This is a genomic window from Longitalea arenae (genome assembly GCF_016924755.1).
GTDB lineage: Bacteria > Bacteroidota > Bacteroidia > Chitinophagales > Chitinophagaceae > Niastella > Niastella arenae.
On sequence record NZ_JAFFJX010000011.1, the window covers coordinates 37,228 to 61,866 of the forward strand.

Annotated in this window: 17 protein-coding genes; 6 read left to right on the forward strand and 11 right to left on the reverse strand. The window is 47.2% G+C overall.

Annotated features, from left to right (window positions below; genetic code table 11):
- Positions 1-2 precede the first annotated feature (2 nt).
- Positions 3-638, forward strand: coding sequence for a trimeric intracellular cation channel family protein (locus JT717_RS19915; protein WP_205512797.1), 636 nt, complete (start codon positions 3-5; stop codon positions 636-638).
- Positions 639-824: 186 nt separating this feature from the next.
- Here the strand turns inward: JT717_RS19915 and JT717_RS19920 are convergent, their stop codons facing one another.
- Positions 825-1,130 (reverse strand): YbaB/EbfC family nucleoid-associated protein, encoded by a 306-nt coding sequence (locus JT717_RS19920; protein ID WP_205512798.1) that lies wholly within the window; start codon positions 1,128-1,130, stop codon positions 825-827.
- 194 nt (positions 1,131-1,324) lie between these two features.
- Here JT717_RS19920 and JT717_RS19925 point away from each other — a divergent pair, with 194 nt between their 5' ends.
- Positions 1,325-2,284: a glycoside hydrolase family 5 protein gene (locus JT717_RS19925; RefSeq protein ID WP_205512799.1), complete on the forward strand. Its 960-nt coding sequence runs from the start codon at positions 1,325-1,327 to the stop codon at positions 2,282-2,284.
- A 56-nt stretch (positions 2,285-2,340) separates the two neighbouring features.
- Here JT717_RS19925 and JT717_RS19930 read toward each other — a convergent pair whose 3' ends face one another.
- The 6 genes from JT717_RS19930 to JT717_RS19955 form a co-directional block, all read right to left on the reverse strand.
- The gene (locus tag JT717_RS19930; protein ID WP_205512800.1) at positions 2,341-3,684 is read right to left on the reverse strand and encodes a TolC family protein; all 1,344 of its coding nucleotides are present in this window, start codon (positions 3,682-3,684) and stop codon (positions 2,341-2,343) included.
- Positions 3,681-6,824 carry an efflux RND transporter permease subunit gene (locus JT717_RS19935; protein WP_205512801.1) on the reverse strand — a complete coding sequence of 1,048 codons (3,144 nt, stop codon included), beginning with the start codon at positions 6,822-6,824 and terminating at the stop codon, positions 3,681-3,683. Before JT717_RS19935 ends, JT717_RS19930 begins: the two co-directional genes overlap by 4 nt.
- A 119-nt stretch (positions 6,825-6,943) precedes the next feature.
- On the reverse strand, positions 6,944-8,077 hold the full coding sequence (locus JT717_RS19940) for an efflux RND transporter periplasmic adaptor subunit (RefSeq protein ID WP_205512802.1): 1,134 nt from the start codon (positions 8,075-8,077) through the stop codon (positions 6,944-6,946).
- 135 nt (positions 8,078-8,212) lie between these two features.
- Positions 8,213-8,488: an ArsR/SmtB family transcription factor gene (locus JT717_RS19945; protein WP_205512803.1), complete on the reverse strand. Its 276-nt coding sequence runs from the start codon at positions 8,486-8,488 to the stop codon at positions 8,213-8,215.
- Positions 8,489-8,586: 98 nt separating this feature from the next.
- Positions 8,587-9,651 carry an NADH:flavin oxidoreductase/NADH oxidase gene (locus tag JT717_RS19950; RefSeq protein ID WP_205512804.1) on the reverse strand — a complete coding sequence of 355 codons (1,065 nt, stop codon included), beginning with the start codon at positions 9,649-9,651 and terminating at the stop codon, positions 8,587-8,589.
- Between the two features lie 98 nt (positions 9,652-9,749).
- Positions 9,750-11,381, reverse strand: coding sequence for a pectate lyase family protein (locus tag JT717_RS19955; RefSeq protein ID WP_205512805.1), 1,632 nt, complete (start codon positions 11,379-11,381; stop codon positions 9,750-9,752).
- Between the two features lie 463 nt (positions 11,382-11,844).
- Here JT717_RS19955 and JT717_RS19960 point away from each other — a divergent pair, with 463 nt between their 5' ends.
- Positions 11,845-13,098, forward strand: coding sequence for a polysaccharide lyase family 20 protein (locus JT717_RS19960; protein WP_205512806.1), 1,254 nt, complete (start codon positions 11,845-11,847; stop codon positions 13,096-13,098).
- Between the two features lie 76 nt (positions 13,099-13,174).
- Here the strand turns inward: JT717_RS19960 and JT717_RS19965 are convergent, their stop codons facing one another.
- Positions 13,175-14,140 (reverse strand): SdiA-regulated domain-containing protein, encoded by a 966-nt coding sequence (locus tag JT717_RS19965; RefSeq protein ID WP_205512807.1) that lies wholly within the window; start codon positions 14,138-14,140, stop codon positions 13,175-13,177.
- Positions 14,141-14,409: 269 nt separating this feature from the next.
- Between JT717_RS19965 and JT717_RS19970 the strand changes: the two genes are divergently transcribed.
- Entirely contained in the window at positions 14,410-14,940 is a 531-nt protein-coding gene (locus tag JT717_RS19970; protein ID WP_205512808.1) for a YciE/YciF ferroxidase family protein, read from the forward strand.
- 115 nt (positions 14,941-15,055) lie between these two features.
- Here the strand turns inward: JT717_RS19970 and JT717_RS19975 are convergent, their stop codons facing one another.
- Positions 15,056-15,244, reverse strand: a complete 189-nt coding sequence (locus tag JT717_RS19975; RefSeq protein WP_205512809.1) for a hypothetical protein — start codon at positions 15,242-15,244, stop codon at positions 15,056-15,058.
- A gap of 213 nt (positions 15,245-15,457) precedes the next feature.
- Here JT717_RS19975 and JT717_RS19980 point away from each other — a divergent pair, with 213 nt between their 5' ends.
- Positions 15,458-18,637: a SusC/RagA family TonB-linked outer membrane protein gene (locus JT717_RS19980; RefSeq protein ID WP_205512810.1), complete on the forward strand. Its 3,180-nt coding sequence runs from the start codon at positions 15,458-15,460 to the stop codon at positions 18,635-18,637.
- 60 nt (positions 18,638-18,697) lie between these two features.
- Complete coding sequence (locus JT717_RS19985) at positions 18,698-20,407, forward strand: RagB/SusD family nutrient uptake outer membrane protein (protein ID WP_205512811.1); 1,710 nt, start codon at positions 18,698-18,700, stop codon at positions 20,405-20,407.
- 274 nt (positions 20,408-20,681) lie between these two features.
- Here JT717_RS19985 and JT717_RS19990 read toward each other — a convergent pair whose 3' ends face one another.
- Both JT717_RS19990 and JT717_RS19995 read right to left on the reverse strand, forming a co-directional pair.
- Positions 20,682-22,040 (reverse strand): rhamnogalacturonidase, encoded by a 1,359-nt coding sequence (locus tag JT717_RS19990; RefSeq protein ID WP_205512812.1) that lies wholly within the window; start codon positions 22,038-22,040, stop codon positions 20,682-20,684.
- Between the two features lie 171 nt (positions 22,041-22,211).
- Positions 22,212-24,560, reverse strand: a complete 2,349-nt coding sequence (locus JT717_RS19995; protein WP_205512813.1) for a glycoside hydrolase family 127 protein — start codon at positions 24,558-24,560, stop codon at positions 22,212-22,214.
- Between the last annotated feature and the right edge of the window lie 79 nt (positions 24,561-24,639).

Here is a 24,639-nt window from a genome sequence, read left to right on the forward strand (position 1 = left end):
CGATGAAAGCAGAATTCCTGCGCCTGATAGACATACTGGGCACCTGCACCTTCGCCATTTCCGGCGTGTTTGCCGCTATGCAAAAAAGGCTCGACCTGTTCGGTATTCTGATCATTGCGTTCATCACCGCCATTGGCGGAGGTACGTTGAGGGATCTGCTTATCGGAGATCTGCCTGTTAGCTGGATGCGCAGCATCAATACGCCGCTCATTATTCTTGCCAGCGCTGTAAGCGCTATTTTATTCAGAAATGTGATTCACAATTTTCAGCAAACCCTTTTTATTTTCGACTCCCTTGGACTTGGATTTTTTACCGTTCTGGGCCTCCAAAAAGGCATCACATTTGGTTTGCATCCCCTTATCTGTATTGCATTAGGCACCATTACCGGTTGTTTCGGCGGTGTAATAAGAGATATTCTGCTCAACAATATACCCATGATCTTCCGGAAGGAGATCTACGCCACCGCCTGCATCCTGGGCGGGATCATCTATTTCCTGCTACTGGAGTTCAATTTCAATAAGAACTGGTTAGATGTCGTGGTCATGATCCTCATCTTTATCTTCCGCTTCGTCGTTGTGAAATACAATCTGGAGCTCCCTGCAATGTATGGCGACAAAAAAGAACCCGATAAACATTAAAGGATCAGCGCCCTGTCACTTGCCTGCCAGAACGCAACATTATAACAGAAACTTTTACGCCATTGGCAAATGCACATTGGCCTGGCAATAATTCAGGCTTTACCCGTTCAGCAAAGTTCATCCATAAACATAAAATGGCTGGGCGTAATACTTACATCCAGCCATTACTGCATTCATTAACCGGCATTACATGCCCATGCCGCCTAACATACCGCCGGCAACATCTTTCATTTCATCTTCCCAAGCCTGCTCGGCATTATTAAGCGCCCGGTTCAGGGCTGTTATCAGCAGATCTTCCAGTTCTTCCTTTCTGTCGGGCGACATCAGTTGACTATCGATCGAAATGGTCTTCACTTCCCTGGTGCCGGTTACCGAAACCTTTACCAAACCATTACCGGCTTCGCCGTCAACAATAACATCGGCCAGCTTTTGCTTGCCTTCCTGCATTTTCTGCTGTGCTTCCTGCAATTTGCTAAACAGATCTCCGAACATAAGTTAAACGTTTAAGAGAACAAAGATAGAGTATTCATTTAGCATCAATTTCCAGGCCAGCGGCCTCCGCCGGGCGCCATGACTACTTCTCGGATGCCTTGATTATTACTTTTTTATCCATTTATCCGCTTTTATTGCCCTGTTTTTCTTTATTTAAATAAAATATAGCACCTTAACTGCTGAAGCTTGTCAATATGAAAAAGATACAAACAACCCTTTTCCTCCTTTTTATTGTTTCGATGGCCTTTGCACAACCCGTAAAGGAACATGGCCTCCTGAAAGTTTCGGGTACCCAGCTTGTAAATGAAAAAGGCCAGCCTGTGGTGTTGCGCGGCATGAGCTTTGGCTGGCACAACTGGTGGCCACGGTTTTACAATGCCGGTACGGTAAGCTGGTTAAAAAAAGACTGGGGTTGCAACGTGGTGCGGGCAGCGATGGGGGTAGAACCTGATGGCGGGTATATAAAGGCTCCGGACTGGTCGAAAGAACGGATCAGGGCGGTGATCGATGCCGCCATCGGGGAAGGTATCTATGTGATCGTAGATTGGCACAGCCATAACATAAGACAGGAGGAAGCAAAACAGTTCTTTACCGAAATAGCCACCACCTATGGTAAACAGTCGAATATCATTTATGAAATATTCAATGAACCCGAAAGGCAGTCATGGGCAGAAGTAAAAGCTTATTCTATAGAGCTTATCAAAACGATCAGGGCCATCGATCCGGATAATATCATCCTGGTGGGTTCGCCGCATTGGGACCAGGACATTCACCTGGCGGCCGATGATCCTATCCAGGGCTATAACAACCTGATGTATACGCTTCACTTTTATGCAGCCACCCATAAACAATCGCTGCGCGACAGAGGTGATTACGCACTTAAAAAACAGTTGCCGCTCTTTATTTCAGAATCGGCGGGTATGGAAGCAACGGGCAACGGCCCGCTGAACGAAGCCGAATGGAATGCCTGGATCAACTGGGCCGAGAAAAACAAGATCAGCTGGATCACCTGGTCGGTGTCTGACAAAGATGAAACCTGCTCGGTTTTGTTGCCCACGGCCTCATCGACAGGGAACTGGGCCGACAAAGACCTGAAACCATCCGGATTGAAAGCCCGGGAGCTCATTCGAAAATACAATGGGTGGAAGCCCTAAACATACAAGTGCCACACCTTGCGGGTGTGGCACCATTGTTTACCCCATCTCCTATTCTATTTAGCTACGCCTTCCAAACCGCTCGTTCTGGCCAAAGCAATTTCAGCACTTCTATATTCGAATACAGCTTCCAGATAATTCAGTTGAGCGGCCGTTAAAGCCAGTTCTGCATCTGTCAATTCCAGCCTCGAGGTTACGCCTTTCTCGTACCTGTATTGGACGATCTCATAAGATTGCAAAGCCGTTTCCTTCACCTTCAATTGCGTTTGCATTCTATCGTAGCTTTCTTTCAGATCAGCGATCACCTGCTTAACGTTTGTTTTCAATGCCTGTTGTGCTTCTGTAAGCCGGATACCAGACTGCTGCTGTGCCAGCGCTGCCTGTTTGATCTTTGCCTGATTGCTATACCCGGTGAACAGGGGTAATACTACATGTGCGCCTGCAAAAGAGGTGGAAGGCCAGTTGGCATTTACAAAATCAAAGGAACGTGCCTGGCTTGCTATCTGGTACTGCCCGATTACGGAAACCACCGGCAGCCGCGCAGCTTTGGCCAGGGATGTTTGCTGTTCACTTACCTGTTGCTGCAAGGCCAGGGCCTGCAGGTCTGGGCGCTGGCGCAATGCCTGTTCGTATAATTCATTTTCTGTTGGAACCGCCACGGGCGCCTGAACGGCCAGCGAGTCGGTTAAGTGGATCTGCGTGATGGAGTCGGTTCCCATGAGGGTGATCAATTGTTGTTTGCCAACCTCGATGGCATAATTGAGCTTGAGAATATCGGGTTTCAGATTTTGCACAGCCGTGTATGCACGAAGCGTATCTACCCGCAAACCCCGGCCCTGCGCCAGCAGGGACCTTGCATCTGCCAACGCTTTCTCATTACGCAAGAGGCTTTCCTGTTGCAGCTTCACCCGTTCTGCCAGCACCAGTATGCCCAGGTAGGTTTGCTGTACATCTGCCACCAGGTCGATGGATGATTGCCGGTAAGATTCCTGTGATAACCGCTCCTGCAATTGCGCTGACTTGCGCGCAGGAGCCGCAATGGGATTGTATACCGGGTATGTGGCACTGATGGTTCCGGCGAACTGATCACGTCCACCGAAGCGCGCATATGGGATCTTGCTGGCGCTGCCGTTCTCACCAAATCCAAAGAAAGCGGGCAATGCAAAATAATGCAGGTACTGTGCTCCCAGTTGGGCCGAAGGCAATCTAAGGCTTTTCGCCTGCCTTACCTGCTCACGCGCCATGGAAATATCCAGTGAATTTACTTTCAATGCACGGTTATGCTGCTTTGCCAGCAGAACGGCATCTGTTAAACTGAGATTTTTTTCTGGTTGTGCCATGATCGCCAATGGTGCGATCATGGAAAACAAGCTGATGTAGAGAAATGCTGGTGATCTCATGATAAAACTGTATTGGGTTGAAGAGATGGAACAACAGGAGATACTGCAGTTCCGTTTACATCGTTTTGCACGGGCCTGGCCTTGCGGCTGAAATAACTGTATACGGCAGGGATCACGAAGAGCGTAAGGATACCGGCAAACACCAATCCCCCTACCACTACAATACCCAGTGATGCACGGCTGCCGGAAGAATTACCCAGGCTGAGTGCAATGGGCAGCGCGCCGAAGATCATGGCCAGGGTGGTCATCAGAATGGGTCTGAAGCGGGATGCAGCGGCCTGTATAACAGCTTCGCGTACACTCAATCCTTCTTTTTTCCGCTGATTGGCGAATTCCACGATCAGGATACCATTCTTGGTGATCAATCCGATCAGCATGATCATACCGATCTGGCTGAAGATGTTGATGGAGCTATCGCTTACCCACAAACTGATCAGGGCACCCGTTACGGCCATCGGTACGGTAAGCAGGATAATGAACGGATCGATAAGGCTTTCGAATTGCGCCGCCAGTACCAGGTAGATCAGGATGATGGCGAAGATGAAAGCAAATACCAGGCTTGAGCTGCTTTCCCGGTAATCGCGGCTTTGGCCAGCCAGCGTTGTTCTGAACCCTGCCGGCAGTGTTTCTTTGGCAATGCGGTCCATTTCATCCAATGCCTCACCCATGCTTACCCCAGCAGCCGGCGTGGCCTGTATGGTTACACTATAGCTTTGATTATAGCGGTATATAGCGGGCGGACTGATACCTTCATGTAGTGACACGAGGTTATCGAGCGGCACCATTTCGTTATTAGCAGATTTTAAAAAGAGCGAACGTAGATTTTCCGGCGTCGAACGCTCTGAACGTTCAAGCTGCCCGATCACTTCATACTGGCGGTCGTTGTAAATAAAGTAGCCATAGCGACGGCCGCTCAATGCTAACTGCAACGTACGTCCGATCTCCTGTGTGGAGATGCCTAACTGGGCTGCCCGCTGACGATCGATATTGATACTGATCTCGGGCCTGTTCACTTTGAAATCAGGATTTACGAAGCTCAGCTTTTTACTGCCAACGGTAGCAGCGGTAAGTTTTGGCATTACATCGATCAGGCTTTTCAGGTCAGGCGCCTGTACTACGTATTCGATGGGCTGATTGGAAGCAAAACCACCGATGGTTGGGATCTGGATGGGAATAACGATCACATTTCTGAAACGGCCGCTGGCAGCCACCAGCTTTTCATATACCTGCTGCTGGGTTAAGCCGCTTTTGCGTTTATGCGGATCTTCCAGGAATACCCACTGGAAACCACTATTGGCAGGCTGAACCAGGGTACCCACACCGGCCGCTACTGCTGCATAGGTTACATTGTTGTTAAGATCCGGAATGGAATCAGCCACGTAATTGCTGATCTCTTTCATGGATTCTTCCATACTTTCAAAAGAAGTACCTTCCGGCGCAATGACCGCCAGGCCTACCAGCGACCGGTCTTCCAGCGGAGCCAGTTCGGAGGGCAGTTTCGGCGCCAGCCAGTAGGCAATGCCAAAAGAAAGTATGAGCAACACAAAACCCAGCCAGCGGTAACGCATGAAACCCTTTAAGAGATACTCGTAACCGTTATTCAGTTTTACAAAGAAAGGTTCGGTTTTCCGGTACAGCCAATTATGATGTGCGCCGGCTTTAAGCAGGTAAGCGCTCATCATGGGCGACAGGGTAAGCGCCACGAACGCAGAGATCAATACCGAACCGGCCACTACTACCACGAACTCCTTAAATAGTTTGCCTGTAATACCGCCCAGAAACATGATCGGCAGGAATACCGCGGCCAGCGTAATGGTAGTGGAGATAACCGCAAAATAGATCTCATTGGAACCTTTGCGCGCTGCTTCCAGCGGCGTCATGCCCTCTTCCACCTTCGAGTAAATATTCTCCAGCACCACAATGGCATCGTCTACCACCAGGCCGATGGCGAGCACCAGGCCCAGCAGGGTAAGCACATTGATCGAGTAATCGGCAATGTACATGATAAAGAATGCAGAGACGATAGACACCGGTATGGCTACCAAAGGGATCAGCGTACTGCGCCAGTCGCGCAGGAAAATGAAAATGATGATGGTCACCAGGCCGAATGCGAGGATCAGGGTTTCTTCTACTTCAGAGAGGGAATTCTTTACCGGTACGGTGAAATCTTTTCCCAGCCTGATATTGTATTCTTTTGGCGCCGTTTTAATGATCTCTTCAAATCGTTTGTTGAATTCATCAACAATGGCGAGTGAGTTGGCGCCGCGCTGCGGTTGCACCCCGGTTCCTACACCATAACGGGCAGTCTTACCTTCGGCCACGATCATGGCGGTACGCTCGTTCTGTGAGCTCATAATGGCCTGGCCAATATCCCGGAAACGAACAATAGCGCCGTTCTTTTCGCTGATGATCATATTATTGAAATCATCTTCGGTAACCAGCCGCCCCATGGTTCGAAGGGTCATTTCCGTTTGCTGCCCTTCAATACGTCCGCTCGGCAGGTCTACGTTCTCGCGTTGCAAGGCAGCCTGGATATCGGCAGGGGAAAGTCCATAAGAAGAAAGTTTCACCGGGTCCATGCGCAGGCGCATGGCACGCTTGCGGCCTGCATAAGATTCCACCAGCCGAACGCCGGGAATGGATTGCAGGCGTTCCTTGATATTGATATTTACGAAGTCGGTAATATCTTCCAGGCTTTTTGTATCGCTTTGTACCGTGAGGAAGACGAGGAATTCAGGCGGGCCCGATTTTTCGACGATCGTTGGTTCAATATCTACCGGCAACTGCTGGCGTGATTTGGAAACCTTATCACGCACATCATTGGCCGCAGCCTCGAGGTCTGCATTCATATTGAACTCAACGGTGATGATGCTCACCTGTTCGCGGCTTACCGAAGACAGCGCGCGGATGCCATTGGCCTCGGCGATGGCTTCTTCCAGCGGTTTGGTCACCTGCGACGCTATGATATCGGCGCTGGCGCCCGGATAAACGGTTGTTACGGTCACAATGGGTGAATCGGTGACGGGGTACTCACGGGTACCCAGGAACGTATACCCCACTATGCCAAATAAGATCAAAAGAACTGACATCACCCCCGCCAGTACCGGCCTGGAGATGCTCATTTGTGAAATGGCGCTCATATAATTAATTAAAATTGGTCAATAGAAGGTTGTGCACAATGAGATCCACTGCGCTACCATATCTGCAATAAGTTGCTACAATAAGAGAACGGGATAAAAACCGGGGTAGGGAACGGGAACTATTTCAGGTTTACGACACGAACGTCTGCACCAGGGGTAAGGCGTAACTGGTTACTGATGATAACGGTATCGCCTGGTTGAACACCCTTGGTAACCTGTACGCTCTCGGCATCGCGTTGTCCTACTACCACCGGTGCTGCCTGTGCTTTACCATTCTTCAGCAGGTATACAGAATATCCCTGGGAAGAAGGCATAAGGCTTTGGCTCGGGATCTGCAGGGCGTCATTGGCCGTTCGCAGGGCGATAGACAGATGGGCGCTTTGACCGGCTACCAGTTTGTTCTGCGGGTTCGGCGCAATCGCTCTTAAAAGTAAGGTCCTGGTGGTGGGGTCAACAAAAGATTCTTTGGATATGACCGTGGCACTGTAACGTGTACTATCGCCTTCTACCTTGAATTTTTGCAGGCTGCCGGGTTTTACCAGGTTCGCATATTTCTCGGGTAAAGAAAATTCCACTTTAACCTGGGCATCATCTACAATGGTAGTGAGCGGTGTATTCGGCGAAACCAATGCGCCCGGATAGGTACGGATGATCCCGATCCTTCCGCGAAAAGGCGCCCGGATACGGGTTTTGTCGATAGTCGTTTGCAGCTGCCTGATCTCCGCTTTCAATACAGCCAGGTTGGTGGCAGCCTGGTCATAATCCTGTTGCGAAGCAGCGTCATGTGCCAGGAGGTCTTTGAGACGGGCTTCATTCAGCGCTGCCAGTTTCTCCTGCTGCCGCAGCCTTTCCAACTGGGCCTGCAGGTCTGCATCGTCTAACTGGAACAGCAGATCGCCTTTGTTCACAAAATGACCTTCTTTTACCGGTACGCTCACCACTTTTTTGGTCAGCTCGCTGGAGATAGACACTTCCTGGTTGGCGGCCAGGGTTCCTGCTATCTCTATCAATTGTTTCACTTCACCGGGTGAAACTACATAAACGTCGGCCGGAATACCCGGCGCTGCTGCAATAGCTGTAGCGGCTGCTGATTCGGTTTGGTTAGCCCGGCTGGTGCATGCATCTAACAGGATCACCGCAAAAAATAATAATAACAAGGATAAACCCGAAACAATGGATGCCGGGGTCAATGCGGGTGCAAAGCCTGTCTGTTGCTTTTCTTTGATTAGTCTGGTCGGTAATAAACGGTTCATAATGCTGAATTTAAATAGACATATCGAAATAAATCGATGTATTTTATCCAAAAAAATCCTTTTGCAAGGATTGAATTCGACCACAAACCTATCGAAACATTTCGATATGTCAATTAATTTTCACAAAAATTTTTTTTACACCTTCAGCGCAACCAGGAATTTAACATATTGGTCGATCATCTTATTGTTCATGCTGTATTTCATTTCACGGCCTTCTTTTTCAGCAATGATCAGTTCTGCATCCGTGAGTAGTTTAAGGTGGTGTGAAATAGAAGGCTGCGCAAGATCAATGATATCGCTTATGTCTGAACAATACATGCAGGTTTGTTTGGAATGCAGGGACTTCAGGATCTGCAGCCTGTTAGGATCTGCCAGCGCTTTTGAGATCTTTTCTACTTTCTTCAGTTCCATAAAATTTACTTACAAGTTATAAAACAGGGGGCCCCGATAATTGGGTTCAACCCGCTTTTGCCTATCGTACACAAGCAAAGTTAGCTAAAAGAAGGCATCTACCATTTCGCCCTTTCATACTGCACGGGCCAGTCGGTATTTTCTTTCAACTCATGCGCAGCCTGCAGCGGGAAATAGGGCTGGCGAAGCATTTCGCGCGCGATGATCACCATATCGGCATCTCCATTAACAAGAATGGTCTCTGCCTGTACAGCGGTAGTGATCATTCCAACGGTACCCGTAAGCATACCGGTCTCTTTTTTGATCCGCGAAGCAAAAGGCAACTGGTAACCTGGTCCGGCAGTGATCTTCTGGTAGTTAACCAGGCCGCCTGAAGATACATCCAGGAGGTCTACCCCATGCTGCTGCAGGAGGCGGGCCAGCTGAACGGATTCATCTATATTCCAGCCACCCTCTGCCCAGTCGGTAGCAGATAAACGTACCAGTAAGGGCAGCTCATCCGGCCACACGGTTCTGATGGCAGCAATGATCTCCAGCAGCAGGCGGGTACGGTTTTCGAAGGAACCGCCATAAACGTCGCTGCGTTTATTACTCAGGGGCGACAGGAACTCATGTAACAGGTAGCCATGAGCGCTATGGATCTCGATCACTTTAAAGCCTGCCTGTAAGGCGCGTTCAGCAGCGGCCTGAAAGTCGTTTATGATCTTTTGAATGCCGCTGGCATCCAGGGCAACAGGCATCGGGTAATTGTCTGCAAAAGCAATGGCGGAAGGCGCCACCACCTCCCATCCTCCTTCTTCAATAGCCACTTTGCCACGGCCCTTCCAGGGAACATTGGTACTTGCTTTCCGGCCGGCATGGGCTAATTGGATGCCGGGTACAGCACCCTGTGCGGTCATAAAAGCAGTGATCTGTTGTAATTTCTCCAGGTGTTCATCTTTCCAGATGCCCAGGTCAAAGGGCGAGATGCGGGCTTCCGGAGAAACCGCGGTAGCTTCGGTAATGATAAGCCCCGCTCCTCCTACAGCGCGGCTGCCTAAATGCACCAGGTGCCAGTCGGTAGCAAACCCGTCTACCGAAGAATACTGGCACATGGGTGATACCGTAATGCGGTTCCTGCACTGTACAGATCTTAGTTGAAGCGGCGTAAATAGTTTTGACATACCGGACAATTGGATATAAAAGTAATGAAAAGGCTAAAAGAAAGGCCATCCGCCAGTTGGCGAATGGCCCGGTCGCTATATGTTGTCTGAAAAATTAATTAGATTTTCACCTTCACCACACTGTTGATAAACTCTTCAATATTGGTGTAGCCATCGCCATCCCGGTCTTTTACCGCATCAGCCGCATCATTCGGGTTTAATTTGTGGGCTGTTTCCCAACTATCGGGCATACCGTCGTTGTCTTTGTCTTTATAAGGCGTGCCTTTATATTCAGGATATCCGCCCACCTGGCTGGGGTGTGTTATAATGCCTTTCTTATACGAATCTGCAGGCAGGCGGCGTTTCACGAATTTACCAACCGCATCGGCATGATGCCCTGTTTCGGTATAATAGATCTTATTTTCCTTTACCTGCTTTACAATACGCTGGTCAACCGCATCACGTTTGGGTAAAGTGGCTCCGGCATTTTCAAGTACGTAGTTGTAAGCTTCCTTAGCCAGCATGATGGTGATCTTCGGCATAGGAAAAGGGGTATCAACGCGGATCTGGGAAGTGTATTCACCTGCGTCGGGCAGTTCACGCACCTGTACACCGCCGGCCCAATTGTTCTTGGTAACGGCTTCGTTGCCTTCTACAATATTACCAGCCACATAAGCTTTGCCAAAACGCTCGGCATTTGCCTGGTCACGGCCCGATTCAGGTTTCAGAATGCGATGCCCGATCGGTTTATCGGTCGGCGTCATAGGGCCTGGTTTAAAATAATTGTTAATAAAGTTGAACAGGGAGCGGTGATCACCGCCATCGGCGCTGCGGTTCCACCAGTTAAACACTACGTTGTTCACAAAATTAAAATCACCGTCCATCCCGATCGATGGGCTGCGGCTGATATTGCTCGACCACAGGTTCCGCATGAAACCGCTATTGTGGCCACCGATCGTGCTGCCGAAAGCGTGGTTATAGGTATCGAGCCCTTCAGAGAAGATACAGTTCGACATGGTGATATTCACGGTTGGCAATTTTTGCGGCTTCGATCCATCGCCTTTATCATATACGTGCCGGTACATACTCATATTCTCATCGAGTCCCCAGCTGGCCGAAACGTGGTCGAAGACAATATTACCCACTCCGTTTCCACCCAGGGCATCATCGCGGCGGGTAACCTCGGTGGCTCCGCGGCGAAAACGCATGAAACGTACTACCACGTCATGTGTGTCGATCCATACCGATTCATCGGCAATACAAACTCCATCGCCAGGAGCGGTTTGTCCGGCAATGGTAATATAAGGTGCACGTATAATTACGGGGCTTTTTAAATGGATAATACCGGCAACATTGAATACGATAATGCGTGCCCCACCCTGCTCACAGGCTTCGCGGAATGATCCCGGACCACTGTCGTTCAGGTTGGTCACTACATATACTTTACCGCCTCTGCCGCCAAAACTATAGGCGCCACCCCCTTCAGCGCCGGGGAAGGCAGGGATCTTTGCCTGTGGCAGATCAGACGGTTTGGAAGCCCAGGGGATATAGGGCTTTCCATTTTTTGCATCCGCTTCAATAATAGGCAACGCTTTTGCCCATGCTTCATCGGATCTCTTCCTGAACTCTTTCATTACCTGGTTGGCCGAATCTTCCAGCGCCGGAGGAATGGTCGGATACTGGGCTCTTGCAATCGTGCCCAAACCTAAACAAGCTAATGCCAAAACGGAAACCCGCAGGTTTGTTTTCATGTCTGGTAAATTTTGTGTGTTATTATACAAGAGTCAATTATACATTTTTAGGTTGCATACATAGTATTACTATTTAGCCATAGCAAATAAATGTACTTATTCCTTGCGACCCAGGCATCAGCATCCTGCACTGTCCTGCCTGGTAAAAGAACAAACATCTGCGGGCACATAATAACTGTCTCATTAACGGCTAATAGATCATACTGTAGGCACGAAAGAACTTTGGATGCCCCGCTAGTTATTACTACGTAAAAATGGTTCTTGCCAGATTCTTTCTGAAATAAGAACAACACAAAAGCAGTTTATAGAGCAGAACACACGAAATCAAAAAAAGCAACGAACACCCTAGTGAAGAACATTAATCCCTGTACTCATCGATATGCATAATGCAGGAATGTTGGCCATGACCGGTAAGTAAGATGCAGTATCAAACATTAATTAAAAACCCTAAATGAAAACTCAAATGCGTACCTCAAGAAACTTTATTCAGAAAAATCAACGTGTACTGGCCGTATCCCTTTTACTCGCCTCCTTGTATTCTTGTAAGAAAGATGTTATGGAACCCGCTGCCGTATCCACTGCCGAAAACATGAACAAAACGGTATCTACTGAATCTATTGCCAACCTGTTGTATAAAGAGAATGCAGATGGAACCTGGTTCAATAATACCTATGGAAAATTGCAGGCGGCAGCTTCGTACTCTATTACTGCATCAACCAATCAGTTTTACAACGGTACCAAATCAGTTCGCTTTGAATTAAGAGATACCGATCCTGAAGTACAAAGCGGAACAAGAGCCGAGATCACTTTCCCCATCGCAACAAATAATAACCGCTGGTATGCTTACTCTTTGTTCGTACCCAGCGCCGACTATAAAATCGATGCTACTGACGATGTGATCACCCAATGGCACCAGGGCGGCGGCACCACCCCATCGCTTTGCTTACGCACAAAATCCGACAGGCTTTATCTGCGCGTAATGGATACCTGGATCGATATGGGTGCATTGGATAAAGATAAATGGCATGCATATGTATTGCACGTGAAGCACACGGCCGGCTCAGACGGTTTGGTGGAGATCTGGCGCGATGGTCAAAAGATCGTGAATCACAGCGGCCCCAACAGCTACCCCATTAACGGCACCTATCACCTGCCCTTCTGGAAACTGGGTATTTACAAATCATACTGGAATGGCACCCGTACATCTACTACCAACAAGCGTGTACTTTACTTCGATGATATCAAAATGGGCAATGAATACGCTACCTATAATGAAATGGTGCCTGTTCCCAATGCCACAGTACCTACTACCACTACAACCACTGTCACTACTGCCACTACAAGCGCTACGTCAAGCATCACTAGCTTTAAACTGGTTAACTCGGCTACCGATGCAGATGTAATGACCATTACCAATGGACAAACCATCAGCCTGAGCGCCCTGAAACTGGAAAATGCAAACATTCGCACGGTGATGTCTACTACAACCGTTGGAAGTGTAAAATTTGAATTAAGCGGCAAACAAAGCAAGAGCTATACCGATAACAAGGCGCCCTTTGCACTGCATGGCGACGATGATAATGGCAACTTCTATTATGGTAACTGGGCTCCCCCCGCACTGGGCACCTATACCTTAAAAGCTACTCCGTATTCAGCGGATGGTGCCAGCGGCACAGCCGGAACCTCAAAAACGATCACATTCACTATCGTAAAATAATGAGATATAATTAAGAAAAAGGCGGTTCCGCTTACAAGTGGAACCGCCTCTTTTTTTTAAAAAAAGTAGTAAGCCGTTAGTCAGGGTTAAACTTAACAATTACCCCCTGCTCATTTTTACCGGCTTCACTTGAAATATACAGCTCTCCTTTTGAATTGAAGCATAAACCCTCCGGCTGTGGAAAGGTCTTCTTGTCTAACTGAATTCTGGATGTTATTGTACCTTTTGCATCTGCAATGAACAATCTTGAAGATGGGCCGTCGAGGATATACAATTCATTGCTTTTAGGATCTATTGCAATTCCCGAAGGTTTGATCTCATCGTTGCCCTTTTTCTTTTTCTTGCCTTTGTCTTTATCGTCCTTTTCTTTATCATCACTCTTGTTCTTATCCTTTTCCGCGTCCTTAGCATCTTTGTCATCACCATTCACGGTTGATTCAATATAAAATACGGCATTTTTGTTCATCTGCCTGCTCTTCAGATCGAAGCTATAAATACCTTTCTTGTCTTTTTCCGTAAGGTCTTTTTCTTTTACCCCTATGAGCAGCCTGTTGTTGGCACTGTCGAAACATAAAGACTCCATGTCATTTTCAGCTTCAAATGGCAGATGAAAGGTTTTAACCAATGGCTTTTTGCCCGCTTGCGGTTGCACTTCATACAAAAGACCATCCGACCGCAGTACATACCAGGCGTTCTTTACCATGGCCAGCCCCTCGTAATCGCCTTTTTCTGCAAACTGGATCTTCTCGTCAATGGTTTTGTTCTGCAGGTTATAGATATAGATAATGCCGGCATTATCCTGAATACAGGCCATGCGGTTATCATCCTGAAACACATTTGCGGAGATCTCTTTTAATTCTTCCGGCAACAGCCACTCCTGCCTGTCGATTGCCGGAACGGGTTTTGTGGTATTCGCATTTGCGGCCATTACTTCCGTTGGTTGTTTTGGCGTGGGTTTGAAAACATATTTCATGTAATAATAGAACGCCCCTATAACCACGACAACGATAGCGATCATCCAAATTGCTTCTTTCTTTGACATACAAACAGTTTTAGGTCGGTGTTAAACATTGTTCTGCCATTAAATGCGGTCTTCCTTCCCGTAACGGTTAAAAACATTGTTCCACGTTCATGGCTCTCCTGCCAGCCTGCAGATATACAGGAATTTATTAATGCGACATACGTTTTCAGTTTACTTCAGTCCTGCCCGTAACCGGCCGCACGGAATAGTTATTGCGTCAAATTATGTCAGATTGCACTGTGAGCAAAAACATTCCCATCATTTATCATTCACACAAAAATAATAGCTGTATGGAAAGTAACATTCAGGAAAACAAAAATTCAATGTTGCAGAACTTTTTCGTGACCTCCTTACAGGAGCTTTACTGGGCGGAAACCCACCTGGCGCAGATGCTTAACACGATGAGTACTGCAGCCACCAATACCCAATTGAAGGAAGCATTTATTGAGCATATGGAAGAAACAGAACAGCATAGACAACGGCTTGAGGAAGTTTTTTCGCAGTTAGGCATTGAGCCCAGAACCCAACCTTGCATGGGATTGCAGGGTCTTTTTGACGAAGGATGGAAAGTGATAGACGAAACAGAGGAAGGGTCTTCGCAGCGCGACGTTGCCCTGATCATTGCAGCTCAAAAAGTGGAACACTATGAAATTGCTTCTTACGGCAGCCTGATCACACTGGCCAGGACCATGGGTCAAAATAAGGTCGCTGAATTACTGGTTCCCACATTGGAAGAAGAAAAAGAGGCCGACCTCACACTGACCACCATTGCTGAAGCAGGCATTAATACAGAAGCCAGCCAGGAAAAAATGAACGCTTAACGCGTGCAAAATAAAGATGGCCATTATGCCGGAGACGATGCAAAACGCCAACATTCATTCGAGGCGTTTTGCATTGATTCCGGTAACAATCTTGTTGTAACCTTCAGGTAAGATTTTAGTCCCTCCGCTTAAGCATCTTCAAGCCAGAAATAAGCATGAACATGGCAGCGCCTATCATCAGTGCGCCCCTTACTTTATTTTGTTTAGGTGTTGGCAAAGACCGCATTGCTTTTTTTGCGCCCTTTTCTACAACCCGGGTACCTACCATTTCAGCGGCTGAAGCAGCCATTTCTTTCACTTTCATAACTATATTTTTTTTGAATTAAAAACGATTAGGAGCAGGCTGCTTATTTAACTAAAAAAATACTGCCAGCTTTCCCGCATGTCCGGGAACTCTGTTGGTCCTGTTCACCTGACCTGCTCCCTTCTTTCAGGTAAGTATTGCTGAAGCATTTGCCAAAACCAGTGAAGTATTTCACTGCAGGAGCAGTTTACTTTGATGTACATACATTAGCTTATGAACTATAACGATTGCTTCTTTTCTATAAGGGCCTTTGCAGCCTTATGGAAAACCAAATGGATGATGAAACTGCCTCCATTATTTGTTTTTGCAGCCTTACAGCTTCCGGCTAAAAACTATGCACAGCAGACTCCTGATCAAACACCTGCTGCCAGCGCCAGGTTTAAAAAAGTTGCAGGTGTGGTGCAAACGGAAAATGGAACCGCTGTTCCCGGGGCTTCCATAAAAGTAAAAAAGACAACGAGGGGTACAAGTTCCGACAACGAAGGCCGGTTTTCCATTGAGGTGGCGGAAGGTGAAATACTCGAGATCTCCGCCATAAATTATGAACCGGTTGACATTACCATTGGCAGTACATCCCAGGTTAGTGTAACCTTGAAGCACAGTGACGCTGTTCTCGGCGATGTGGTCGTTATAGGTTATGGTACAAGAAGACGCCAGGACGTTACGGGCGCTGTGGTGAAGGCCAACCTGCAGGTGCAAAAACAATCGCCCAACTCGAATGTTATGTCGGCTTTGCGGGGAACCGTTCCGGGGCTTACGGTTGGACAAACAACCCAGGCGGGCAGTGACCCTTCACTTATGGTTCGGGGAAGAAACTCCATTTCCGGCACTACAGCGCCGCTCATAGTACTGGATGGTCTCATATACAGAGGATCTATCACTTCCATTAACCCTTCAGACATTGCCAGCATCGACCTGCTCAAAGATGCAAGCGCCGCCGCTGTATATGGCTCCCAGGCCTCCAACGGGGTTGTGCTCATTACTACTAAAAGCGGTGCAAGCGGGGTAGATAAGATTTCGGTTGATTATACCGGTTCTTATTCCATCCAGGAGATGACCAAAAAAGAAATGAAGCCCATGACCGGCCCCCAGTACATACAAAAAATTGGCGACTGGTACCTGGCTGAAAGCAGGGACCCGAACGATCCTACCCAAATGAACCCGAACTGGGACCCCAGCACCAAACTGGCAGCAGTGGAAGCCGGCAATTATAAGAACGGCTATACGGCAGACTGGTGGAGTTTGCTTACAAACCCCAGCCCCCGCATTCAGAATCATTCCATTGGCGTCAGCGGCAGATCAAAGAAGACAAAATTTTATGTTGGCTATGGTTATTTCGATCAAAGGAATTTGATTTTGAATGACAACTACAGAAGGCACAGCCTGCGGTTGAACCTGGATACAAAGGTGCTCGATTGGCTTACGATCGGGGCGCAAACGGGATTATCCATTAACGACTACAGCGGCGTATCCCCCACCTTTTCAGATATCATGTACTTAAAGCCTTACACCCTGCCTTTTGATCCCACAACCGGCGAGATGTTACCCTTTTATGCAAACACCACTACGCCCACGGTGCTGGAAGTGCTCAAAAGATCGCAGGACAAGGACAGGAACCTCAACTTCATTGGTAATGTTTACGCCAGTGTAGACATTCCCCATGTGAAAGGGCTGAACTACCGGGTGAATTTCGGGAACAATTACATCTACTACAACAGATTTAACTACAATGCGCCCACAGTGGAAGCAACGGCGTATAAAACATACCAGACCGATTATTTTCTCACAATTGATAATATTCTCACCTACAAAAGGGAATTTGGCCTGCACGGCGTTGACCTGACCTTGTTATATGGTGCAGAAGTGAACAAACACGAAGGCTCCAGTACCTCGGCCTCCGGCATTCTCAATGGCGCTTTGTCGTACAACAGGCTCGATGTGGGCGATGCGGCGCGGCTCACCGTGTCGAACGATGGGAATTTATTACCCTGGAAAGAACAGGCGGTGTACCAGATGGCGCGCGCTTCCTATTCTTTTGATGGAAAATACATTCTCACCGCTACGGTAAGAAGGGATGGTTTCTCCGGTTTCTCCAGCAGGAACAAGACCGCCACATTCCCTTCTATCGCTTTTGCCTGGCGCGCCAGCAATGAAGATTTTATACAATCATTCAAATGGATAAACGATTTGAAACTCCGGGTATCCTATGGGTCTACCGGTAACAGAACAGTCGGCCGTTATCAAACCCTTGCCCAAATGAGCGTTGGATTGGCGAACGGCTACTTATTCGGCAGTTCAGGCGGTGGGCAGCTTGGCTCCTTTCTTTCACAGCAGCCCAACCCGAATCTGAAATGGGAGACCACCAACTCGATCAATACCGGTATCGACTTTTCATTCTTCAACAACCGCCTTTCCGGATCATTGGATCTGTATTTCTCCCAGTCAAAGAACCTGCTGAACGCCCGGGCTACGCCAACCATAACCGGCTTTTCTACTTACCTGATCAATATTGGTAAAATCCAGAACAGGGGCCAGGAGTTGAATATCACCGGTGTTCCGGTTGCTGCCAAGGATTTTAAATGGGACATAACGGTGAACTTTTTCAGGAACAGGAATAAGATCCTCGATATTGACGGCACAGGCAAAGACCTGATCAATGGAGCAGATCCTATCCTGAGTTTCTTTACCGGTGAGCCATATGGTGTCGTGTATGATTATAAGATCGCCGGTATGTACCAGTTGGGAGAAGATATTCCTTCCACTTTGGCAGCACAGGGCTTCAAGGCAGGTCAATACAAGATCGAAGAGGTTAAAAAAGACGGCGTAATTACACCCGACGACAAACAAATAATAGGCAGACTGGATCCCTTATACAGTGTTGGCATTTCGAATAGTGTTACCTGGAAGAACCTGAATGTAAAATTCTTTATCAATTCCATCCAGGGTGGAAAAAACGCATACCTGGGTAAGCCGGGCGCCATGTTGCAGAACCCTGACAATATCAGGAATAACAATGGCTTTGTATTTGATTACTGGACGCCTAATAACCCCGGCGCCAGCTACAGAAGTATCGCAACTTATGTAGCAACCCTGGGCGAAAATTTCTGGCACTACATGCCAAGAAGTTTTGTTCGCCTGCAGGATGTGACGCTTACGTACAATCTGCCAGATGCTTTGCTGAGGCGGATAAAAGGTTTCAAAGCAGTAAGCGTTTACGCCAATGCTCAAAACCTGCTGACCATTACCAAATGGGACGGCTGGGATCCGGAAGCCAATCCAGCCGCGAGTCAAAGAACATCGCTTGGCCAAAGAGTTCCCGGAGGACTCGGCTTAGACCCGAACGGGTATCCGGTGATGAAGAATTATTCTTTGGGATTAAACTTATCATTTTAAGGGTAAAACCGTGGCCGGTTCAAACCACAACGGTTAACACCAGGCATTAAACTGTAAGACATGAAAAAATTAGTTATCAGTATATATATACTTACAATAGGCACAACTTTGTTTTCCTGTAAAAAGAGTTTCCTGGACGAAGACCCATTGTCGATTTACACGCCGGATAACTCTTTGCAAACGGCCGCTCAATTTCAACAGGCGATCAATAATGTGTATAACGGCGTCCGGAATATTTACATGGGAAATATTAACCTCGACACTTATTTTGGTTTGTATTATGCCACCGATTTTGCTTTTAATGCTACAGACTATGAGCCCGCTGCAAAATTGAATGCCTATAAAGCTACCATGGTACCCAGTTATTTTATTCCTCAAAATATCTGGACCGCCTATTACAAGATCATTACCAATGCCAACCTGATCATTGCCAGGGTACCAGGCGCCACACAGCTTTCTGATGCTGAGAAGAATAGTTTCCTTGGGCAGGCGCTGTTTTTCAGGGCTTTTGCATACAAGATCCTGGCGAACTTATTCGGTGGGGTGCCTCTTGAGCTGAATGAACTTAATGAGCCGAGGTATGATTATGTACGGGCATCGAGGGAAGAGGTATATCAACAATGCAGAAAAGACCTGGAGCAGGCAACTGCATTATTAAAGAACATCAATGAAGTAAGCGATGGTGCCGTAAACAAGCAGATCGCCCAGCACATACTTACTGAAGTGTTGATCTCCTTAAAAGATTACGATGGCGCAATAGCCAGCGCTTCCAGCGTGATCAATTTTCCCGGTGTGGCGCTGATGACAAGCCGATTTGGCAGAAGGGCCAATACGCCGGGTGATGTATATCGTGACTTATTTGAGTACAACAATCAAAATTACAGTACAGGCAACCGGGAAGGGCTGCTGGTCATTCAAACTGCCCTGAATAACCCGGCGGCTGTAGGCGATCAAACAGCATGGGCAATAGTACCCAGCCTGGGAGGCTTACGGATCACTGAAACAGGAACCAATACCAGGAGAAATGTTTTGTATAACGGAAACTTCGTTGACAGCATTTCTTCCAATGGTGTGGGATGGATCCGCCCGACATCGCATTTCCTGTATGAAATATGGACACCGGGTGATATTCGTAATTCTTCCTATAATATTGTCAGGGACATCCGTATCTCCGGTGTTGCTTCAACTTCTCCCGATTATGGCAAATGGTATGTAAAAGATGGTTACAAGGCCAAAACATTAGCTGCGGATTTCAGAGACACCATCCGTAATTTTTACCCGGTGATCAGAAAGGCATCTCCTTCTGCTGGTGACTTTGTTGCAGTTGCGGGTCCGGCCGTACAAACCAATATGACCAATCCCTTTGGCGGTTTCCTGTTGAATGGCGCTTCGAGGCTCTTTATGCAAAAATATATGGCGCGCCTGGCAGAAACTTACTTACTGAGAGCTGAGGCATATTTGGGAAAATTGCAACCACAGAACGCAGTTAATGATATAAACGTACTAAGGAACAGGGCTAATGCTACACCTGCCACAGCCGCAGAAATGAATATGGATTATATCCTCGACGAGCGCCTGCGCGAGCTGTACCTGGAAGAATTCCGGACGGTCACGCTTACACGCCTCGGATTATTATACGATCGCAACAAAAGATACAATCCGAAGTCGGGGCTAACCATTGAAGCATACCATAACTTGTGGCCCATACCTGCCACTGAAATAACTCAGAATACCGGTGCAGAACTCCGGCAAAACGAGGGATACCAGTAGCCGATGGCAATAGGCAACAGGCAATAGACAACAGGCAATAGGCAATAGACAACAGACAATAGGCAATAAGCAATAGACAATAGGCAATGGACAATAGGCAACAGGCAATAAGCAATGGACATAGGCAATAGGCAATGGACAGTAGGCAATGACAGAAGTGGAAAGTAGGAAGTAAGAAGATAATTAACGCTAAGGCTACTTAAATTGAATCTCAGCCTTCGTACCTTTTACTTCTTACTTCTTACCGCGTTTTTTTAAAAATCCTTCTTGTAACCTAATAGCGCTTTTCTCCGTTAACAGTCACATTTTTAAGCGTTAAGTTGTCGATTACCGATGTGTCGATATTCAAGCTTCGCTTAGCCGTTATATCAAGATTCCCGAAACTAAAGTTTGACAACTTGTAAGTAAAAGCATTTTCGTTCGCCCGATTTTCGGAAGCGCCTACGTTAAAAAAATGATCACATTCCAGTTTGATATTGCGCATAGTGATATGGCGGCTATTCGAATTCCTGGACGCTTTCTGTCCTTTGAGATCGAAGAACTGGGTCCATGGGCGGATGAACAGAAAATTACCCACATCACTGCCTTCGACGTCTTCTACCAATACATATTCATAGTCCTGCGGTGTATCAGGCCGCATTTTAAGCCAAAGCAGCCGCTCGGCGTTTTGTATTTTAATGCGGCGCAGGACGATATTCCGGTTGTGGATAGACTCACTGCCCAGGGTCAATACCCCATGGCAGAAACCGTAGGTACAGTCCTCGATGATAATATTTTGATTGCTTCCATTATTTTCGTCTTTGTCGGCAAGCGGGCCTTTACCCCCTTTCAGCGCAACGGCATCATCGTTTACAGACATATAGCAATTCTTGATCAGGAAGTTCTTGCAGGCATCTATGTCAACGGCATCTGTACTCGGTGCTTTTACAGGGGCTTTTGGTGAATAGATGTGCAGGTTAAGCAGCTTTACGTTCTCACACTTATAAAAGTGGGTCGTCCAGAAAGGTGAATTCATGCAGGTTATTCCGGAGATCTGCACGTTTTTACTCTTTGAGACATATACCAGGCGGGGCCTCATTTCATCCATATTGGTACATTTCGGATTGAACTCCCGCCTCAACCAAAAGGATTTCCAGTAACGAAGCCCATTGCCATCCAGGGTGCCTTTGCCGGAGATCGTAAATCCGTCGAGGCTGTCGGCATTGACCAGGGCGGCAAAATATTTGAGGGTTTGCCCTTCCATGCGGGTCATAACGATGGGGAAATGACTGATATCATCGCTGCCCTTCAGTCTGCCGCCCTCTTCGAGGTGAAGATGGGTTCCCTGTTTGAAAAAAAGCGAACCGCTCAGGAATGTTCCTTTGGGAACGATGATCACGCCGCCGCCGTTTTCATGGGCTTTGTTAATGACCGCCTGTATCTTTTCTGTTTGAATGACGGTACTGTCGTTTTTCACATTGTAGTCTGTGATCCGGTAGCGTTTACCCAGTTTATTGATGTCTGTAGGATTGTTTTGCCTGAACCAGTCCGGTATGGGCGTTCCATCAGGAAATTTTTCCTGGGCAATGGTTATCATACCTGGTAAAATAGCAACAGCGAGCAATAGGGCTAACCTGAACCTTTGTATTATCATAAAACCTTTTAAATGTTCTCGTTAGATGTAGTTCGAACCAGTATCAGCCCAAATTAAACAATTGTTTGCCGAAACGGCATCCTGTAACTTACTGCTCAATGAAGATTTTAATTCTTTTTTTAAGTGTATCCACGGGGATCACCGTGATGCTTCTAAAGGAAAAACGGAATATCATTTCATCAACCGCACATAAAAGATCCTGGGCATCTTTCCATCTGCCGCCGAAAACTTTACATCAATGAATCCCGGTCCGCCATTAAAAAAATGCTCAGGTATGGCATAATCGATGTCGAAGAAAGAGTCGCCTTTTGCGCCATCCAGATCTTCCTTTTTCAACAAAGTTCCGTTTATAAAGATCTCGAAGCTGCTTTTATCCGTTCCATAATAGGTGACGCGCAATTTCTTTCCCCCCTGATCATTCTTTAGCTGATAACTGAACCAGCCACTTCCCCTGCGCCAATGTTTATCTTTAAATACGCCCGTTTCCGTTCTGTCGCCCTTGAACTGGTGATCTACTTCAGATTGCTGTTCGCCCGGTGCTACCTGGTCAACCGTGTTATTTTCAAGCTCCAGTTTTTGCTTTTCTTCCTGGTTTAATTTTTGCTGTATCTGGTTTAACCCCTTTTCATCGGTCACCCGCCAGTAGATCATATAACGGGCATCATGAATCGAGTTAAAAGGATGAAGCGTTAGATGCTTAAACGAGGCCGGATAGACCAGATCAGCCATGGTGAAATGGAGCGGCTTATTTTTCACCGGCTTTAACTGCAATGCGGGATCCTTTTGAGAAGAAACGATCATCGGCGCCTTGTCAATAGGATATAGCGGCCCGTTGGCTACATGGCCCATTCTGCTTCCATCCGCCTTCAGGCCAACAAGATTGGCAGTATCCGTTTTTGCAGCCAACACGATCGGTCCATAAGTAAAAGAAGCCCAGGGTGAGCCATCGGGCAAGTACTCTATGCCAGCCTGCATCGGCAACCGGATAGCTACCTGATCACCAGTTCTCCATGTTCTTTTTATACTCACAAAGCCATTTTCATCTGTAACTGCTTTAATTGGCTGGCCATTTACGGTTATTTGTAATTGTGCTTCCTTTAACCAGGACGGATGCCGGAGATGTACGGCAAATGATCTTGGCTCACGCACCGTAAGCCTGATCGATGATGTTTGCTCGTATGGAAAATTTGTTTGTTGAATCAGGGAAAGGCCTTTCTCCTTCCAAACAAGTTTTGAGGCAATAAACAGGTTTACAAAAAGATCATTTTCATCATGCGCATAGATCAGTTGGCCATACCTGCCATGATTTTCCATGCCTGATCCCACACAGCACCAAAAACTTTGCTGTGGCTGCGAGTACACCCGGTAATGTTGTGGCCGCATTGGCGTGAAATAAACAAAACCTCCTTTTGGGTTTTGGGAGGATAGAATATGATTGAAGACAGCTCTCTCGTAATAATCAATATAAGCGCTTTTGGGATTCGACAAATATAATTTCTCCGTAAGACGTAGCATGTTATATGTGTTGCAGGTCTCAGGGCCCTGCACATCATCGATCATGGGAGAAAAGTTAGTAGCCGGATGAAAATGCTCGCGCACACTATTGCCGCCGATAGAAACAGTTCTGTGCTGAACAACGGTGGTCCAAAAGAATTCGGCAGCACGTAACCAGGAGCTATCCCCGCCAATTTCAGCAATGCGTTTGTAACCGATCACTTTAGGGATCTGTGTATTCGCATGAAGACCAGTCAGGGAATCCTTTTCCTGCAAAAGCGGAGTTAAGATGGCTTTATGAGAAAGTTTTCTGGCCATTTCCAAATACCTGGTATCGCCTGTGATGGCTGCTACATCAGCAAACACTTCATTCATACCTCCGTGTTCACTCCTTAACATCTGTTGCATTTGATCGTCGGAAAGATCTTTGGTGACAGCTATAAACCAGCCGGAAAGTTTAATAAGCATTCCTTTTGCTTTCTCATTACCGGCAATCATATAAGCATCGCGCAGCCCTGCAAACAGTTTATGCATGTTGTACAGCGGCACCCATTTATCATTCAATGAAAAACTGCCGGCTTTTATATTCCCTGCTGCAATTTCTTTCCAAAGTGATTTCCCACCTGGCACGGCCCCCACGTATCCGTTTCCATCTTTTCGCTGACAGGAATCAAGCCAATCGATCATATAATTCAGGCGACGCAAAACTTCTTTATCACCAGTAGCTGCATACATGTTTGAAAGGGCCGACAAATAATGGCCACCGATATGACCATCCAATCCGGTGTTCTCCCAATTTCCATAATTTTCATTTTTAGGTGGCAGGCCGGCCTCTTTTAAAAAAGGGGCCAGCAACCGATCCGGGTCCAGCTGAAGCATGTACAACAGATCAGTTTGCTGCGCCTCTTTAAATGGGCTGTTTAACAATTCAACGGATGAGAGCGGGAAAGCAGACAGTTTGACCTGAGCGAAACCTGTAATGGAAAGAAGCAACAGAACGGTGAACAGGCCTGCATTTTTTATCATATGGTATTTGGGCTTTTGCTGATTATTAGTCAAAAGAACGGGGGATTACCCTAAACGAAACGCGTTTTTTTTCAGAAAT